An 18,483-nucleotide genomic window follows, 5' to 3' on the forward strand; every position below is an offset into this window, starting at 1 on the left:
ACCAGATAAAATCTGGGGCTGTTCTCACACTACTGAAAGTCTTGGAAGCTTTCAACTTCATTCTGCCTGCGGCGGAGCGAAGTTGAAAGCTTTAATGTAGAGACATGACTTAGGCACGTGGAGTCAGAAATCCGGTTTCTTGGTAAATATTTCCCTAGGAAAGTTAAGATACAGCAGATTCCAAATTAATGAGGTACAGCTCAGAAACCCGGAGGGCAGGCGCTCTTGGCACCGCCCCGGAGCGAAACCAGTTTTTTGTAATTCATTTGCCAGCAAAAGTGTCGTATCTCGTAGAAACGGCGTTTATGAGGCTTGAGTCTCAGAAGCAAAAGAAAGTAGGAAGTAAAACTCGGGGATTGGTGTCAACTTTAACGTCAAGCGTAAAAATTTTAACGATTTATTAGTGAAATTAATCGATCGCCCGATCGGGCAAAATATAAATACAAAGTTTTTAAATCAGAATTTCTAAGTTTTACTGAAGCGGTAAAGTAACCGCAACTGCTGGCGATCAATGAACACTCAAGAATATATCCGGCAAGCCCAAGTTTATTTGAACAGGGGGAAGTTAACTGAGGCGATCGAGTTTTGCAAAAGGGCGATCGAACTTCAACCGTTTTCGCCCTCGGCTTATACCACTTTAGGCGAAATTCTGGAAGCTCAAGGCGATCCGACGGCGGCAAGAGACGCTTTTGTGCGAGCTTTGGAGATTTCGCCGCAGTTTTTTCTGGCTCATGCTTATTTGGGTCAACTTTACAGCGAGTATTGGTGGCTGGATGAGGCGGTTTTTCACTACCGGCAAGCTCTGAATTTGAAACCAGACTGGCCGGAAGTTCATTATAACTTGGGAAATGTTTTTCACAATCAGGGTAATTTGTTGGGGGCGATCGACTGTTACCGAAAGGCGATCGCTCTTAACCCCAATTATCTACTTGCTTTCTACAATCTGGCTGTGGTTTTAGATGAAAATAATCAGCTCGAAGCGGCAATTGATACCTACCGACAGGTGATTGCTCTGAAGCCGGATTACGTGGAAGCTTACAGCAATTTGGGTGGGATTCTGCTGAAGGACGATCGCGCTGCTGAGGCGATCGAGGTTTACCAACGGGCGATCGAGATTAAGCCAGATTGGGCGACGCTGCACAATAATTTTGGTCAAGCGTTGCTGGACCAAAATCCCGATCGGGCGATCGCATCTTACCTCACAGCTATTGAGTTGCAGCCGGACATGGTTTTGGCTCACTACAATCTGGGGAAAGCGTGGCAAATACAGGGAGAACATTCGGCGGCGGTTGCTTGTTTCGATCGCGCGATCGAGCTGAATCCCGAACATATTTCGGGCTATACAGACGCCGGGTTTTCTTTGATGGTTTTGGGTCAAGTTGCCGAAGCCATGCCTTATTTTAAGCGGGCGATAGCTCTGAAGCCTGATTTTGTTGAGGCTTACTGCCGTTTGGCAAAAAGGCACAGAATTGCTGCTTTAGAAGATGATGAATTGTCAAGAGCGATCGCTGCGTGCGATCGATTTCTCGCAGCATTGATGGGGAGTTCGGCAACCGAGGTCACGGATGTCACAGATTTAAGGGATGTCACGGATGTCACAGATTTAAAGGATTTAAAAGTAAAGAAAAAAGATGGTGCGGCTAGATATTTGTCAAGTCCCGATCGCGAATTGCCTGTTGCTGAAATTTGCGATTATTTAGCCGAAATTTACTTGCACTTGGGAAATGCTTTAACAGAGTACGGCGGACACGAATCGGCCACCGCTTATTATCAAAAAGCTTTGCAAATTCAGCCACAAAATGCAGAGATTTACTGGCGGGTGGGAAATTCCTTAGCCCAGCAACAGCGGTTCAGTGCAGCAATTGCAGTTTACCGCATGGCGTTGACGATTCAACCTGCTTTACCGCAGGTTTATTTTGAGTTGGCAAAACTCCTGGAAAAACAGGGGCGCTGGGATCGGGCGATCGATTATTATCAAAAGGTTTTAGAGTTGCAATTGCACGGGTATGGGGAGCGGAAAGAGTGGAATAAAAAGAGTTTTATCTCGCCCGATACTAATTCTATAGAACCTCCTCATGGTATTTATTTATCGAGTTGGGATTGGCTGGTTAATGCTAAGTTGGAAGCAGAAAATTATGTCGAAATAGTTTGGAAATCTGCACCAGAAGCCTGTGCCGAAAATATTCAGACTGCCGTATTTTCGTTAACTAATTCGCAATTGAAAAATTCTGATTGTACAGGTTTAACTTGCGGGCTGTGTTTGCAGAGGATTTCTAAGTGGTTCGATCCGGTGCATTTGGGTTGGGGAGTTTGCCGTTTGTCGAACTTGCAACGGCTACCTGTGGAGTCGCCAAAGACTTTTGTGGCACAGATTCCCAACGGGCGAGTTTGGATTGTTCCGCAGGAAAATTATTGGATGATTTGCAAGGCGATCGCTGTAATTACTCCTGACAATTATTTATTGGCTGATGTGTCGAGAGATTATCCGGGGTTTTTGCCGGGATGCGAAAAGCATGATGTTAGAAAACACAGCGTTTTTCAGTTAGAATCCTTTCCGCCTTTAAAGCAAATTGACGGTAGCGTGGCGGTGCTTTCTGGTTTGTCGGGAAATGTCTATTTTCACTGGATGGTTGATGTTTTGCCGAGGATAGAATTGCTGCGGCTCAGCGGTAGGGATTTGGCGGAGATTGATTGGTTTTTGGTGAATAGTTGTCAGCACCAATTTCAGCGGGAAAGTCTAAGAATTCTGGGCATTCCTGAAGAGAAAGTATTGGAGAGCGATCGCTTGCCTCACATTCAAGCAACAGAGTTAATTGTGCCGTCATTTGCGGGATATTTGGGCTGGCCTCCTGGGTGGGCGATGGATTTTTTGAGGCGCGAGTTTCTCAAGGGAATTACACCTAGTTCCAGCTATCCAAAACGCATTTATATCAGCCGCAGCAAAGCGAGATACCGGCGAGTTTTGAACGAGGAAGATGTGGTTGAGGTTTTGGAGAAATTTGGCTTTGTTTCTATTTTGCCGGAGTCGATGTCTTTGGCAGAGCAAATTGCTCATTTTTACCACGCTGATGTGATAGTTGCTGCCCACGGCAGCGGCTTGACAAATACGATTTTTTGTCGCCAGGGAACTAAAGTAATTGAGTTGGTGTCGCCTCACTATATCAGCCATTATTACTGGGGAAGCAGTCAATATTTGCAGTTGGAACATTACTTTTTAGCGGGGGAGGCTTTTGAATGCTATCCTATTAGACAGTTGATGTATCAGAATTCGCTGACTGAGGATATTTTAGTGAACTTGAGTTCGCTGAAAAGGATGGTTGAAGTGGTGCGTTTGGGTTAGTTGGCATCTGGAGTAAGTTTAATTATGCCCTCGATTGAGAAGATGGAAAAAGCAGCGGTTGATTTGAGTCGGCAAGCAGAAGTTTATTTAGCCGAAGGAAGGTTAAATGAGGCAGTTGCTGCTTGCGAGTTAGCGTTGAAAATTGAACCGAATTTGGCGACAGCTTGTCAGACGCTGGGGAAAGTGATGCAGGTTCGAGGTGAAATCGAGCAAGCTAAGCAGTGGTATGAAACGGCGATCGAGCGTAATCCAAATTTGCCGGAAGTTTACGCTAATCTCGGTAGTTTGTATGCTCAAGGAAAACAGTGGGAAAAGGCGATCGCAAATTGTGAAAAAGCGATTTCGCTAGCGCCGAATTTTGCTGCTGCTTATCGGCAGTTGGCGAGAGTTTGGACGCAGTTAGAGAAGCGAGAAGAGGCAGCAGACTGTTGGTATCAAGCTTTTAATATCGAGCCTAATTGGGCAACTGCTGATGAGCACGTCACTCTAGGAAATAGTTTTGTTGAATTGGGAAAGTTCGATCGCGCTATTGAATGTTATTCGCGGGCAATTAAGTTAAACCCGAAGCTGGCAACAGCTTATCACAATTTGGGGGAAATGCTGGTCGGGGAGAAACGGTGGGATGAGGCGATCGCCAATTACCGACAAGCCATTGCGCTCAATCCAAATTCGTTTGAATCTTACCACAGTTTGGGTAAAACTTGGGCGGAGCGAGGAGAATTCGATCGGGCGATCGCCTGTTATAACAAAAGCGTCGAACTCAATCCAAATTATGCTCGTGCTTACCTGGGTTTGGGCAATGTTTTGGTGCAAAAGCGCGAGTTTGATGCAGCCATTAAATGTTACCGTCAGACTCTGGAAATTAACGATCATTCCTACTGGGCATACAATTGTTTAGGGGAAGCTTTGGCTCAAAAAAAACTGTGGCAGGAAGCTATTAGTTGCTACCGCAAAGCTATTGAAATCAATCCAAATATTCCTTGGTTTTATGTGAATTTTGGAATTGCCTTCACCTGCGAAAAATCCTGGGATGAAGCTGTTAGCGCCTACCTGCACGCGGTTCAGATTGAGCCGAACTTGACGGGAATTAATCAGCGGTTGGGATATGTTTTGCGGAAGCGAAGCGAATCGGGTTTAGACAGCACAATTGAAACTTACTGTCAAGCTATTGAGATACTTGCAAGCGGGAAAAATTACCACAAATTGCTGGGAATTGAGTTAGATGGAGCGGAGTTTTATATAAATTTAGGCAATAGTTTAGCGAAACAAAAGCAGTTGGAAGGTGCGATCGTATTTTATAGTATGGCACTGCAAATTGAACCCAATGCTGCGGAAGTTGTCGCAAAACTCCAGGAGGTTCGGGCGAAACAACAGGAGTTGTACGCACAAATTGCCACTTACCGTCGCGAAATTGATCTCGCTCCGAGAAATTCTCAGCCTTACAACGATTTAGGAAATATTTTACCGCAATTAGGGGAATTAGAAGAAGCAATTATTTGCCACCAAAAAGCGAGCGAATTGAGGGGTTGGCCTGAGTGTGCGGCGAAAGATTATCAATTTACCCAAGATTGGTTTACCCACAATATTCCTATTTGGCAACGGCATTTGCAGGAATTTACCGGAATTTCGGATTTTCAAGTTGTGGAAATCGGCAGTTTTCAAGGAATGTCGGCTTGCTGGCTGCTGGATAATATTTTAACTCATCCGACGGCAAAGATTACTTGTATTGATTTGTATTTTCAAGAACATTTTAAGGGCAATATTGTTAAAACGGGAGCGGCCGATAGGGTAATTGAATTACAAGGTTACTCTCAAGATTTGTTAGTGAATTTGAATTCGGAATATTACGATGTTGCTTACATTGACGGCTGTCACAAACCTACCAGTGTTCTGCAAGATGCGATTTTATCTTGGAGGTTGGTGAAAGTTGGGGGATTGATGATTTTTGACGATTACCAGTTTACGTTTCCCGACAGCCCGGAGCAAGATACTAAAATTGGGATAGATGTTTTTTTGGAGATGTTTGGAAGTCAGTTAGAAATAGTACACAAAGGCTATCAACTGATTGTCAAAAAAATCGGCAATCAAAGTTTGGGCGAAGAGCAAACTCTGTTGTCTCTGGGTTGGGAAAAATTGGGGGATATTGCGGCAAATGCGGGTTATTTGGATGAGGCGAGCGCCCGCTATCAAACAGCTATTAAAATTAAGTCGGGCAACTACTTAACTTACCACAAGTTGGGTAAAACTCTGCAAGAGAAAGAACTGTTTGACGAAGCTCGGGCCGCTTACCAACGGGCGATCGCACTAAACCCTAATTTTAGTTGGGCTTACTACTTTTTGGGGGAAACTTTGCAGGCGATTGAGGAACAGGGCGAAGCCGCTGCTGCTTACCGCAAAGCTATTGAGTTAAATCCCGATTTTTGTTGGACTTACAACAATTTAGGCGATGTGCTGATGGAGCTTTCTGAGTGGGAGGAAGCTGCTTTTGCTTACCGCAAGTTAGTTGAACTAAATCCCGCTTTTTGTTGGTCTTACGATAGATTAGGTAAGGCTTTGGTTGCACTGGAAAACTGGGAGGACGCGGCGGCGGCTTGCCGCAAAGCTATTGAATTAAATCCCGATGATTGTTGGCTGTACAATAGTTTGGGAGAAGTTCTGGAATCACAAGAAAATTGGCCAGAAGCAGCAGTGGCTTTTGGTCGTGCTATTGAGCTAGAATCTGAGCATAGTTGGCTCTACAAAAAGTTGGGCGATGCACTGCGGAAGCAAGGGGAATTGGAAAAGGCGATCGCAATTTATGAGCAAGGCATCAATCTCGATCCAAAATCCTGTTGGTGTTACGAAGGATTGGGTTTGAGTTTAATTGCCAAACAGCAGTGGGAACCTGCGATCGCTAATTTAGTTCAAGCACTGCAAATTCAACCCGATTTGTTTGAAGCTTACGATAATATAGGTTATGCTCTGGAACAACAAGGAGAAGTCGATGAGAGCGATCGGGCAGAATACAGCAATCAAATATTACCCTTAAGTGTTCTCAAAAAATACTGTGGGTTTACAGAAGATTTGACCGTTGCAGCAGAATCCAATCCTAACCTCACCTGCATTGACATCCATCCTGCGAGTCACATCAATTTATCGGATTCCAAAACAATCGACAGCAACAGCAGATTTTGGGAACATCAAAGTCATTCAAGAAAAGCTTTTGTTGCCGTATTGCCAAACGGACGAGCTTGGGCAGATGTTGTGACTACCGCCGTAATTACTTCAGACAATAAACTTGTTCGTGATATTTCAATGGGTTGTGCGGAATTGGTAATCACTTCCGACAAATTGCCTGCCGCTGAACACGTCGATGGAAATGTGGCTTTTTTATCTGCTCGCTGGGGTGGAGCCGCTTATTTTCATTGGATGTTTGATGTGATTACCCGATTTGACCTTTTACAGCGGAGCGGATTGATAGAAACTATAGATAAGTTTGTTGTCAATGCCTGGGATTATCCCTATCAAGCAGAAACTTTAGAGACTTTAGGAATTCCTCAAGATAAACTTTTAGAAAGTCGCTGCAATTTACACATTACAGCAGATAAATTAATAGTTCCGTCAATATCTTATAACGGATCGGGAGCGGTTTCCAAATGGAAGTGCGAATATCTCAGAAAGACATTTTTAAATGAACAACAGCCACTAAACACAGACTATTCAGAGCGAATTTATATCAGCCGCCAACAAGCATCCTATCGGCGAATTGTCAACGATGAAGAGGTAATTAAATACTTAGAAAAATTTGGGTTTCGCAGTGTCAAGTTGGAAACGATGTCGGTAGCGGAACAAGCATCGTGTTTGGCTGCTGCTAAAGTAGTTGTCGCACCTCACGGAGGGGGATTGACTAATCTAGTTTTTTGCAGTCCAGGAACTAAGGTAATTGAGATTTTTTCTCCCCTTTACGTTCCGTATTGTTATTGGATGATTAGCAATTTATGCGGTTTGGAACATTACCATTTAATTGGCGATTTGGTTGATGATGGAACTCAGATCAAACCCTTACATAAAGATATGCGGTTGGATTTGAACTCGCTGGAAAAATTAATTAGTTTTGCAGGAGTGTTGCATGGATAATGACTACCATAATTTGGGGAATTCTCTGCAAGAAAGCGGTCGGTTTGATGAGGCTGTTGCTGCGTACAAAAAAGCTATTGAATTAAATCCTAATTTTTCTTGGTCTTATCACAGTTTGGGCGATGTTTTGCTGAAACTTGAAAAATGGGAGGAAGCTGTCGCTGCTTACAAAAAAGCTGTTGAGTTAAATCCTGATTTTTCTTGGTCTTATCACAATCTGGGCGATGCTTTGCTGAAACTTCGGCGATGGGAAGAGGCTGCTGCTGCTTACCGCTGCGAGATTGCACTCAACTCGGATTTTGCTTGGTCTTTTTGCAATTTAGGCGACGCTTTAACTAAACTAAAACAGTGGGATGAAGCTATCGCTACGTATTTAAAAGCTGTTGAAATTGACGAAAATTTGCCAGGAATTTACGAGAAGTTGGGATATGCTGTCGGACAAACAGAGTCTGATTTGAAGTTGGTGTTAGAACAATTTAAATTGCAAATTACACCGGAAAATCGGGAATTTTATTGGCAGTTAGGAAAGAATTTAGCACAGTACGATCGCCCAAAAAGCGGAATTATTATTTACAAATTGCTATTGACAACTATGCCGAGTTGTGCAGAACAGTCAGCAGAATTAGAAGAGTTGTTGCAGCAGCAAGAAAAGTGCGTTAGCGAAGCCCTCGAAGAGGATCGCGCATTAGCCTCATCTCGCGCAATTGTCGCTCAAAAACCAGATGATTGCTGGTCTTATTACAATTTAGGTGCTGTTTTGAGCCACCAAAAATATTGGGAGGAAGCGGCGGAGGCATTTTGCCAAGCAATAAAAATAAATCCCGATCTTCCTTGGTGGTTTTATTACAATTTGTGGGAAGTTTTGGTTAGGCAAAACAAGCTAGATGAAGTTGAGAACTTGTGCCGCGAAGTTGTTGCAGCTAAGCCGGAGGCTTTTTGGCCTTATCTGAATTTGGGGGAAGCTTTGACCAGGCAAGGTAAAATTGCCGAGGCGATTGATTTTTATCGAACTGTCAGTTACAAACAAAGTTTTGCATCTCTTATCAGTAAGAGAACAGGCAAGCTGCCTGTTCCACAAGCAGATACAGGCAAGATACCTGTTATACAAAATTGGAACTTAAAACCAGTCAAAGTTCCTAACTTTATAATTATTGGTTCTCAACGGTGCGGCACAACTTCTCTGTATACTTATTTAGCTCAACACCCGCAAATTTTGACTCCGATTAAAAAGGAGATGGATTTTTTTTCGTGGCACTTTGACAGAGGGATTGATTGGTATTTGGCTCATTTTCCGCCAATGCCTCCGGGAGAGCAATTTTTGACAGGCGAAGCAAGTCCGAGCTATTTTGACTGTCGGGAAGCACCGGAACGTCTCTACAGCCTGTTTCCAGAGGCGAAACTGATTGTACTGTTACGAAATCCGGTCGATCGGGCGATTTCTCAATTTTACCGCTTGACTGGCTTAAATTGGGAAGCGCGATCGCTCGATCGAGCAATTAGCGATGAAGTTGAACGGTTGAATCAAAATCCAGAATACATCATCGGCGAGGAACCGGGGAATTATTTAGCTCGCGGTAGGTACATAGAATTTATCAAAAACTGGCGGACTTTCTTTCCCCGAGAACAGTTGCTAATTTTGAAAAGCGAAGATTTTTATGCAGGTGCGGCGACAACAGTCAAGCAAGTTTTAGAATTCTTAGATTTGCCGGAATATCAATTGTCTGAATACCAAAATGCTAATCCTGGTTCTTATCAGCGGGTAAATGAATCGGTTCGCGACAGGTTGAGCGATTATTTCCGACCTTACAATCAGGAATTAGAGGAATATTTGGGGAGGCAGTTTGATTGGGAATAAAGTTGAGCTAAGATTAGAACAACTTCTAAGGAGGTAATACCGATGCTGACGAGCGAGCTAGATACGCTACTTAAGGAACAAGCACTCCAACGCCAAGATCCTGAAGATCGCTACATTACCGATAGCGCCAACTGGGAACAATACGAGACACTGCTGAATCGGATTGGAGATACAGCGGGATATCGAGTTACTTATTTAGATGGAGTTTTGGAAATTATGTCGCCTTCTCGCCGCCATGAAAGTCGCAAAACTGGCATTGGAAATCTGCTAGAAATTTACTTTGTAGAAGCTGAAGTCGAATATTTTCCTTTTGGGTCTACAACTCTGCGACAAGAGGAAAAAAGTGGCGGTACGGAACCGGATGAAGCTTACTGTATTGGCACAGATAAAGAATTTCCCGATTTGGTAATTGAAGTGATTGTTACCAGTGGCAGCATCAATAAACTAGAACTGTATAGAAGGTTGAATGTGCAAGAGGTTTGGTTCTGGCGAAATGACCGATTTTCTATCTACCATTTGCGAGAAGAAATTCCGGTTGAATTCGTGTCCAACTGCGGTTATGAATTAATCACACAAAGCGAATTGCTACCGGGAATTGATATCGATATGTTGAGAGAATGTGTAAAAAATCCTCACCCGTTAGCAGCAGCAAAGGAATGGAGACAGAATTGCCGACCTACTTAAACAGCAAGTTTTAAATCTGCTAGCTGTCGCAAAGACAATGAACTGAGCTCGCGCGCGCCGCGAGATTGATTCGGACTATGATTCAAACTATCGTCGCAAAGACTTTAATGAACTGAGCTCGCGCGCGCGCCCAAGTCCGAGCAAAAGACCCGCCTCCCCTTGACAAGTCATACTCGTTATGAGTACGCTAAAGTAAGCAAAAGAATTGAATCTAAGTACCTAAGAATTTAAAATCATGCTGACGAACCAAGAAGGTCAAAGAGTACCCAAAGTCACCTTCCGCACTCGCAAAGACAACGAGTGGGTGGATGTCACCACCGATGATATATTTGCAGGCAAAACCGTAGCAGTGTTCTCGCTACCGGGAGCTTTTACTCCCACTTGTTCGTCAACGCACCTCCCCGGTTACAACGAATTGGCGAAAGTTTTCAAAGAAAATGGCGTAGACGAAATCGTTTGTATTTCCGTCAACGACGCTTTTGTGATGAACGAGTGGGCAAAAGACCAAGAATCAGACAATGTGACGTTAATTCCCGACGGTAACGGCGAATTTACTCAAGGCATGGGAATGCTGGTAGACAAAACAGACTTAGGCTTTGGCAAGCGGTCTTGGCGTTATTCGATGCTGGTAAAAGATGGCTTGGTTGACAAAATGTTTATTGAGCCTGATGAACCGGGAGACCCTTTCAAAGTGTCGGATGCCGAGACGATGCTCAACTACATCAACTCCGCAGCAGCCAAGCCGAAGGTAGTTTCGCTGTTTACAAAAATGGGCTGTCCCTTCTGCGCTAAGGCTAAGGCAATGCTGAGTCAAAATGGCTTGGATTATGAAGAAATCGTCTTGGGCCGGGATGCCACAACTCGATCGCTCCGGGCTGTGACTGGGGCTACAACTGTGCCGCAAGTATTTATCGACGGCAAGTTGATCGGTGGTTCCGAAGACCTAGAGTCTTATTTGGCTGTTGCTTAGTTAAACACAAATACTTAACCTGCGGGTGCGAAGTGCACGCCTTACTGGTTGTAGGGTGTGCAGTGTGCGTCTTTGCCCTTTTTGGCGGTATTTAGCCCCGTCGAGCTTTCGCTTCAAAAGTTCGATCGCTCTATCGATCCCTTCTCGTGCAACAATTACTGGGGAAGTAATACTAAAAACGCAAAAAATGGGAGTGAACGATCGTGGATTTGAGTTTAGTAGCGTCAAATATCTTAAATCCCCCAATATTAGCTTTTTTCATGGGAATGCTGGCAATTTTTCTCAAATCTGATTTAGAAATTCCAGCGCCCATCCCCAAACTGTTTTCGCTATACCTGCTGTTTGCGATCGGATTTAAAGGCGGCGTCGAACTGTCCAAAAGCGGAATTGACCAGCAAATCGCCCTGACAATTTTTGCAGCGATGCTGATGTCAATCTTAGTACCAATTTATACTTTTTTTATACTGAGGATCAAACTCGACTCCTACAATGCCGCGGCGATCGCAGCCACCTACGGTTCCATCAGCGCCGTCACATTTATCACCGCAACCTCCTTCCTCACAGCACAGGGGATCGAGTTTGACGGTTACATGGTAGCCGCGCTAGCATTAATGGAATCCCCGGCAATTATAGTCGGTCTCATTCTAGTCAGTGTATTTGGCGGGGAAGAAGGAAAACGCGAAATAGTTTGGCCAGAAGTGTTGCAAGAAGCATTCCTAAACAGTTCAGTTTTTCTGCTGATTGGCAGCCTAATTATGGGCATACTAACAGGAGAACACGGTTGGCAAGTTATGAGTCCGTTTACTCAAGACTTATTTTACGGAGTTTTGACTTTTTTCTTACTAGACATGGGTCTGGTTGCGGCCAGCAGAATTAAAGATTTGCAAGAAGCAGGAATTTTTCTGATCGGCTTTGCAATCCTAATTCCCATACTCAACGCAGTAATTGCTTTGCTAATAGCCAAATTAATCGGACTGCCGCAGGGAGACACTTTGCTGTTTGCCGTCTTGTGCGCGAGTGCTTCTTATATAGCAGTACCAGCAGCCATGCGCCTAACTGTTCCCGAAGCGAATCCAAGTCTTTACATTTCAACTGCCTTAGCAGTGACATTTCCATTTAATATCATTGTAGGCATTCCCCTGTATCTATACGGAATCAATATGTTTTGGAGGTGAGATAATGGAGTCAGTCAAAAGAGTAGAAATCATAGCCCACTCAGTAGAACTCGGCAAGATTTTAGACGGTTTAGACAAAGCTGGCGTACCCGGTTATTCGGTGATTCGTGATGTGGCGGGAAAAAGCACCAGGGATCACGTTTCCCGCAATTCATCAATGACGGCGCTGGATAACGTTTATGTGGTTGCTTTTTGTTCTCCCGCTCAAATATCAGCAGTTGCAGAAAACATTAGACCCGTGCTCAATAAATTTGGCGGGTCGTGTTTTATTTCAGATGCGGTGGAATTGCTAACTACTAAGTGCGTCGGGTAGTCATTAGTCATTAGTCATTAGTGATTGGTGATTATACCAATTCTCTAAAGTAGAGCGACATATAGATTGTACGCCATCGGTGTAGGGACACGGCATTGCTGTGTCCTTGTGCGTATCTGTGACTTTAATCCTAGGCTTCGGGCCCCGAAAGCCGCCACTGGTGAGAATATCAATCTGTTTTGGCTTTTGCAGAAGTTTTTTATTATTACTTTAGCCTGATTTTAAAAAGGCGATTTTTAAAAGAATTTCTGTCTGTTATAGCACTTTTACAATCATCAGCCATCAGCCATCAGCCCTTAGCCAGCGGTCATTTCAGGATTAATTGCCCTTCGCTACCCGGGCATAATTCAGAATTCTTAAGATATAGAAAAGAATCAGTTGCAAATATCAGTTAGCGTGGTAAATTCTAAGCCACAACAGGCGATCGCCCGATCGACTAGCGAGATTTTCAAGAGGAGTTTAAACATGGCTGCATTAAAAGTTGGCATCAACGGATTTGGTCGCATAGGACGGCTAGTCATGCGTGCCGGCATCAAAAACCCCAACATCAAATTTGTCGGCATTAACGACTTAGTTTCGCCAGAAAACCTGGCTTATCTTTTCAAATACGACTCCACCCACGGCATTTACGACGGCGAAGTTGAAAGCAAACCCGACGGGATTGTCGTTGACGGACTATTTATCCCCTGCACAGCGATTAGAAACCCTGCCGAATTGCCTTGGGGTAAATCCGGCGCAGATTATGTTGTAGAATCTACCGGATTGTTTACAGATTTTGAAGGCGCATCAAAACACTTGACGGCGGGAGCAAAACGAGTAATACTTTCAGCACCGACAAAAGATCCTGAAAAAGTACCAACATATCTAGTAGGCGTCAACCACCACAAATTTGACCAGGCAAAAGATACTGTTGTTTCCAATGCTAGCTGTACGACGAATTGTTTAGCACCAATTGCCAAAGTGATCGACGATAACTTCGGCTTGGAAGAAGGTTTAATGACTACAGTTCACGCCATGACATCTACTCAACCAACTGTAGACGGCCCCAGCCAAAAAGATTGGCGGGGAGGACGCGGTGCGGCTCAAAATATTATTCCATCTTCCACCGGTGCAGCAAAAGCTGTTACTTTGGTGTTGCCGGAATTGAAAGGAAAATTGACTGGAATGGCTTTGCGGGTGCCAACTCCCGACGTGTCTGTAGTTGACCTTACTTTTAAAACTGGGAAGGAAACTAGCTACAAAGAAATTTGTGAGGCAATGAAAAAAGCCTCGGAGGGCGAACTCAAAGGCATTCTTGGATATACTGAAGATGCGGTGGTTTCTACAGATTTTAAGGGCGACGCGCGATCGAGCATTTTCGATGCAGGTGCGGGAATTGAACTAAATTCTAAGTTTTTCAAAGTTGTTTCTTGGTACGACAACGAGTGGGGTTATTCTTGCCGCGTGATTGACTTGATGCTGTCGATGGCCGAGAAGGACGGAATTTTGAATAATTGATTTTTTGTGGGGTGGCATTTTGGGCGGGCTCGCGTGCCCACCCCACAAACAAATTCCTATGATTTTTTGTGGAACGGGCCCGAAAGCCTGTTCCTGAGAATAGTACCTAATGTGAGTTAAACTTTTTGTGTTTCCGATTCGATCGCGCTCATGTCTGAATTACCACCGCTGAATAACGAAACTATTTGGGCTATCCTCAACGAAGAAATAGACGATGCTGCCGTCAACCGATTAGTTTGGCATTATCTGGGCTACCGCTGCGATGCCGAGACTGGTAAGTGGAACAGTGCTGATGTTGCTACCGAGTGGCGCCAAGAATACCCGGAACCGCCGGATTTTATCGATTCTAGGCCGGCGACCGTGAAATTGACTCGATCGACCCCTCCAGAAAACAAGCAGTTGCTGAAGGAAAAATTGGGGTTTAAGGGCTATAAAATTGGGGAATTCGGGCCGAGACAAACTCGCAGGGCGACGATGGCTAATTGGTTGATGGGTTTTATGGAAGCTGGGGCTTAGGAGGTATTTGGGATTGCTGTGCGGTTGTTGCCCGCGTTACAGTACAAAGATCTTAGATTTTTTGGCAGGAAAACCCCTAAATCCCGATTAAGGATTGAAACCTTTATTAAACTCTTCCTTTCTTTCTCTGTCTCCTTTGCGTCCTCTGCGGTTAATTAACAAAAATTAAGCCTTTTGAAAGTCAAAAAACACTAAAATCCGATCGCCAATTCCAACCTCCTCACCGCCAACCCTGACATCGGGCTGTTCCGTAAAGTATCCTAGAGTCGGCACAAAACCACTGTGAGGAAACCTTTATGAAAACAACCACCATATCTCGCTTAACCAGCATTTCCCTCGCTACCCTAATGCTAGCCGGGGTTTCAGTCAACGCGACCGCCACGCCAGCCACCACCCAACCCGCAACCCAACTCGCCCAAGCTACTGCCAAAAAGCGCCTAGTCGTCATGGACTTCGACTACGGCACCACCAACAGCTATTACACTTCCTACAGGGGAGTCGGGGCCGCTAAAGGCATCAGCGAACTGCTAATCAACGAACTTGTCAACAATGGCACTTATACAGTAGTCGATCGTAGCAAACTCGAACAAGTGCTCAAACAGCAAAATCGCAGCGGTGCGATGGATGCCGGCACAGCAGCAGAAATTGGCAAGGAGTTAGGAGTTGACGCCGTACTCATCGGCACCATTACCAAGTTTAATATTGACAAACAATCAGGCGGCGGCAGTTTCATGGGAATCGGCGCCGGGTCGCAAAAAACCAAAGCTACCGTTCAAATAGACGTGCGGTTAATCGGTACAGCTTCAGGAGATATTCTTGCCACCGCCAAAGCAGTAGGAGAATCCGATCAAAGCGATTCTAATATTTCTGTCAGAGGTATCAGCAGCAATTCTGGCAGCAGTAATGAGGATACTTTGTTGAGTCAAGCTGTTGACAAAGCGGTCGATCAAATGGTAAACAAACTCGCTGAAATTGCCAAGAAATTGCCATAATCTAATCCTATCAAGTCCGGTTAAAAATTTATAGTTAAGTTTGTAGTAACGTATCCAGTCCTCTCTCATCTTCAAGGACTGACTGCCAACTATTTTACGATCGGTGATTAACCGGACTCTATCTAACTAATATGTCAGCTAATCAGCCTTTAAATTATTTCTAAACAATCATAAAATATTGTGGGTAGGCACGCGATCGACGTCCGAAAGATGCAATTTAAATGCACAACAGCTTACCCTCGATCCACCGCAATCAAATTAGTTTGTAGTGAGGACAAAGAATCGTCCTAAAACTCGCTCGGGCTGAAGTCCTCACTACAAACACCGTTGATAGCGGGCAATTAACCGGAATTAGTATAACTAAGGACTAATGACCGATGACAGATGATAATTAATTAGCATTGGGATTTGAGTCAGAATCAACGCATTTTCCCTGTTGATTAGGATTTGGGGCTAGGTTGGAGACTACTTTAGAAAGGGCAGCTTGTTCTTGAATCCATCCGATTTCTCCCGCTTGCAGCTTGGCGATTCCTACTTCAACTGTTGGCTTAACGGCTGGGGAAGGCGAGGGAGTTGCCACAGCGGGAGCTCGGTTCACTGCGGGTTTTGAAACTGTAGAAAAATCTTTATTTGAGTTGGGTTTGGGAGAGTTCGATCGCACTATTTCAGGAATCGAGCAAACTTTCAATTCCAGCCAATTGCCTTGAGGCGTAAGCTGTTTGTTTGTCACCTGCAAAACGCTGCCGGCAGGGACTGTTCCTTTGACCGTCAACTCACCAATTGCGACTCGCAAATCCAAGCGATCGCCCTCTTTTCCCAATTCCCCAGCCGCAGAACTTTTAATCTCTATAAACGAGCCTGTTTCTAAAGATTTTACCGGAGAAGGTACAGATTCAACTGTTTTCTCCGGCCTGCTTGCAGGATTAATGAAACCGCGTTTCCCGAAAATCGACTCCCCGGCAGTATCGATCGCCCGACCCACCGGAGGGATGAAAAAATAAGCAAATACACCCCCCAACCCTAATAAAAATACAATTTTCAGGAGCAGGGAAAATGAACTTTTGCTTTTTTCCGGCTGTAACAATTGCGTTTTCCCTTGAGAATTACCATCGCCAAGGGTTGTGGGCTCATTCAAATCCGTTGGCAAATCCTCGCTGTCGATAATTGGTTCCGGAGGCGTATCTAAAGGTGCGACAGACAATTCTGTAAAAGTATTGCCTTCGTCCCTCAAATGTGCCTGACAGTGAATTAAAGCTACAGTGACGTTATCGTGACCGTTTCTAGTATTAGCAATTTCGATCAGCCGATCGCGCGCCTTCGCCACATTAATGCTACCGTCGAGAATTGGCAAAATCTCCGCTTCCCAACATTCCTCAACCCGGTCTTTATCGCTCAAACCGTCGGAGCACAGCAGCAAAACGCAGTCCTCATCCACGGGAAAACGCTGCACAGTCGGGTGCAGAGTGTTGGACGAACTAATGCCCAAAGCTTGAATCAGAGCGCCGGCGGCCACTTGTTCCAAAGCATCCCGGTAGAGGGAGTAGCCCAAACGCACCTCGCGGCAAGCTACATCGTCGTCGAGAGTAACTTGATAGCAGCCAGTGCGGGTAATCCAGTAAGCCCGACTGTCTCCGACGTGGGCGACATAGAGTTCGTGAATGTGGGCTAAAGCCATAACTAGCGTAGTTCCCATCCGCTGGCGGCCTTGGCGGTGTTCGCTGTCGTTGCGACCGGCTATCTTGTCGTTAGCAGCACAAGCCGCCCGTTCCAGCTTAGAAGTCAGGCTCAGGGGGTCCCAATTAGCCTGATGCAGGGGCATTTGCTCCAACTTTTCCCGCAGCACAGCAATGGCTTCTTCCGAAGCGATTTCGCCGCCGTCTTGTCCGCCGATACCGTCGCAGACGATCGCGCAAGCGGACGATCCCGGTTTTCCGGAGAACACCGTACCGCTGGGCGGATAGCAAGCATCTTCGTTGTGAGCCCGTGCTCTGCCGACATCGGTGCCCGTGGCAATCTCAACGTGACGATCGTAAAATCGGCCGCACTTGGCCAGAGCTTTATCCAACTGGCCCATCAGTTGTTCGCCGTTGCGCACTTGACCGGCAACCATTTGCTGGCAAAGTTGCCTCAAAAAATTGGCGATCGCCGGGTGAGCATCTTCGAGCCACTGCTGCCACAATTTGCCCAACTGCGACAAATTAGGCGGTTTGCGATCGGGCTGCAATTCCAGAAACCGCACCAATTGTCCTTCCACCCGCAGCAGTTCCGGAGTCAGCAGCGTGGAAGCCACGCCCTGAGCGATACACGGCTGCCACAACTGGGCAATTTGCCACAGCCAATTGAGCTGGCGCATCGCTGCGGCTCCTTTCCAGGAGTCCGCCAATTCCGGCATTAAAGATTCCGTCACCTTCAAAATAGGCCCGTTTTCCAATAGCCAGATATCTCCCGAGAGCTTGCTCCTCTGGGACGATACCAGCCCGTATACTTGAGGTACGTGCAACTGATAGGTAAATAGTCTCAGATAAGGAGTGACAACACTCGGAATCTCTTCGGGCAGTTCCGGCAACTGTTCGGGTTGAGTATCGACAAGAAGTCGATCGCGCTTGACCAAGTAGCGACCAGCGATCAGATCGCCTGGCTTACACCCTTTGATCCCTTCACCTAAAGCCCATAAGTAGTGTTTTGCCACAGAGTTTTGCATAAGGGTTCCTGACGCCTTTGGGCAAGCGTGCTGATCTGAACTATTTTAGCGATTGAACCTCGACGGGTTGATACGTGGCGATTATTCGACACCCCCGCTTTCTCAACTGACGGGGATTCTTAAGACTTCGCAGTCCTAATATCCTGATTTTTCAGGTTCCTAGGCTCACCACGTTTGCACTCTTGTGCGCGTAGTTATATCTCCTGAGAATGTTTTAGGCGTGACTTTCCCCCAGTCCAGGGGTAGGTTTTAATGTCTTGTACTGACACGAATAGTCTACCATTTTGTTGACCCCCCGATGAATCTTGCTATGAGCTTTCAGGG

Annotated in this window: 11 protein-coding genes; 10 read left to right on the forward strand and 1 reads right to left on the reverse strand. The window is 45.4% G+C overall.

Annotation, left to right across the window (positions count from 1 at the left end):
• The first annotated feature begins 511 nt into the window (after positions 1-511).
• From QUA78_RS09370 to QUA78_RS09415, 10 genes are all read left to right on the forward strand, one after another.
• Entirely contained in the window at positions 512-3,340 is a 2,829-nt protein-coding gene (locus QUA78_RS09370; RefSeq protein WP_333299928.1) for a tetratricopeptide repeat protein, read from the forward strand.
• 24 nt (positions 3,341-3,364) lie between these two features.
• Positions 3,365-7,456, forward strand: a complete 4,092-nt coding sequence (locus tag QUA78_RS09375; protein ID WP_333299929.1) for a tetratricopeptide repeat protein — start codon at positions 3,365-3,367, stop codon at positions 7,454-7,456.
• Positions 7,449-9,311, forward strand: coding sequence for a tetratricopeptide repeat protein (locus QUA78_RS09380; RefSeq protein WP_333299930.1), 1,863 nt, complete (start codon positions 7,449-7,451; stop codon positions 9,309-9,311). The genes QUA78_RS09375 and QUA78_RS09380 overlap by 8 nt, the downstream gene beginning before the upstream one ends.
• Positions 9,312-9,353: 42 nt before the next feature.
• A complete protein-coding gene (locus QUA78_RS09385) occupies positions 9,354-9,995 on the forward strand; it encodes a Uma2 family endonuclease (protein WP_333299931.1) in 642 nt (213 codons plus the stop codon).
• Positions 9,996-10,230: 235 nt separating this feature from the next.
• Positions 10,231-10,965 carry a glutathione peroxidase gene (locus tag QUA78_RS09390; RefSeq protein WP_333299932.1) on the forward strand — a complete coding sequence of 245 codons (735 nt, stop codon included), beginning with the start codon at positions 10,231-10,233 and terminating at the stop codon, positions 10,963-10,965.
• A gap of 203 nt (positions 10,966-11,168) precedes the next feature.
• Entirely contained in the window at positions 11,169-12,140 is a 972-nt protein-coding gene (locus QUA78_RS09395) for a sodium-dependent bicarbonate transport family permease (RefSeq protein WP_333193532.1), read from the forward strand.
• A gap of 4 nt (positions 12,141-12,144) precedes the next feature.
• Positions 12,145-12,453: a P-II family nitrogen regulator gene (locus QUA78_RS09400; protein ID WP_333299933.1), complete on the forward strand. Its 309-nt coding sequence runs from the start codon at positions 12,145-12,147 to the stop codon at positions 12,451-12,453.
• A gap of 465 nt (positions 12,454-12,918) precedes the next feature.
• On the forward strand, positions 12,919-13,950 hold the full coding sequence (gap, locus tag QUA78_RS09405; protein WP_333299962.1) for a type I glyceraldehyde-3-phosphate dehydrogenase: 1,032 nt from the start codon (positions 12,919-12,921) through the stop codon (positions 13,948-13,950).
• A 150-nt stretch (positions 13,951-14,100) separates the two neighbouring features.
• Positions 14,101-14,466 carry a DUF1823 family protein gene (locus tag QUA78_RS09410; protein WP_333299934.1) on the forward strand — a complete coding sequence of 122 codons (366 nt, stop codon included), beginning with the start codon at positions 14,101-14,103 and terminating at the stop codon, positions 14,464-14,466.
• 296 nt (positions 14,467-14,762) lie between these two features.
• Positions 14,763-15,458 (forward strand): LPS assembly lipoprotein LptE, encoded by a 696-nt coding sequence (locus tag QUA78_RS09415; protein ID WP_333299935.1) that lies wholly within the window; start codon positions 14,763-14,765, stop codon positions 15,456-15,458.
• A gap of 391 nt (positions 15,459-15,849) precedes the next feature.
• Here the strand turns inward: QUA78_RS09415 and QUA78_RS09420 are convergent, their stop codons facing one another.
• A complete protein-coding gene (locus tag QUA78_RS09420) occupies positions 15,850-18,159 on the reverse strand; it encodes a protein phosphatase 2C domain-containing protein (protein ID WP_333299936.1) in 2,310 nt (769 codons plus the stop codon).
• Between the last annotated feature and the right edge of the window lie 324 nt (positions 18,160-18,483).

It is taken from the genome of Microcoleus sp. K4-B3 (assembly GCF_036704615.1).
Taxonomy (GTDB): Bacteria; Cyanobacteriota; Cyanobacteriia; order Cyanobacteriales; family Microcoleaceae; genus Microcoleus.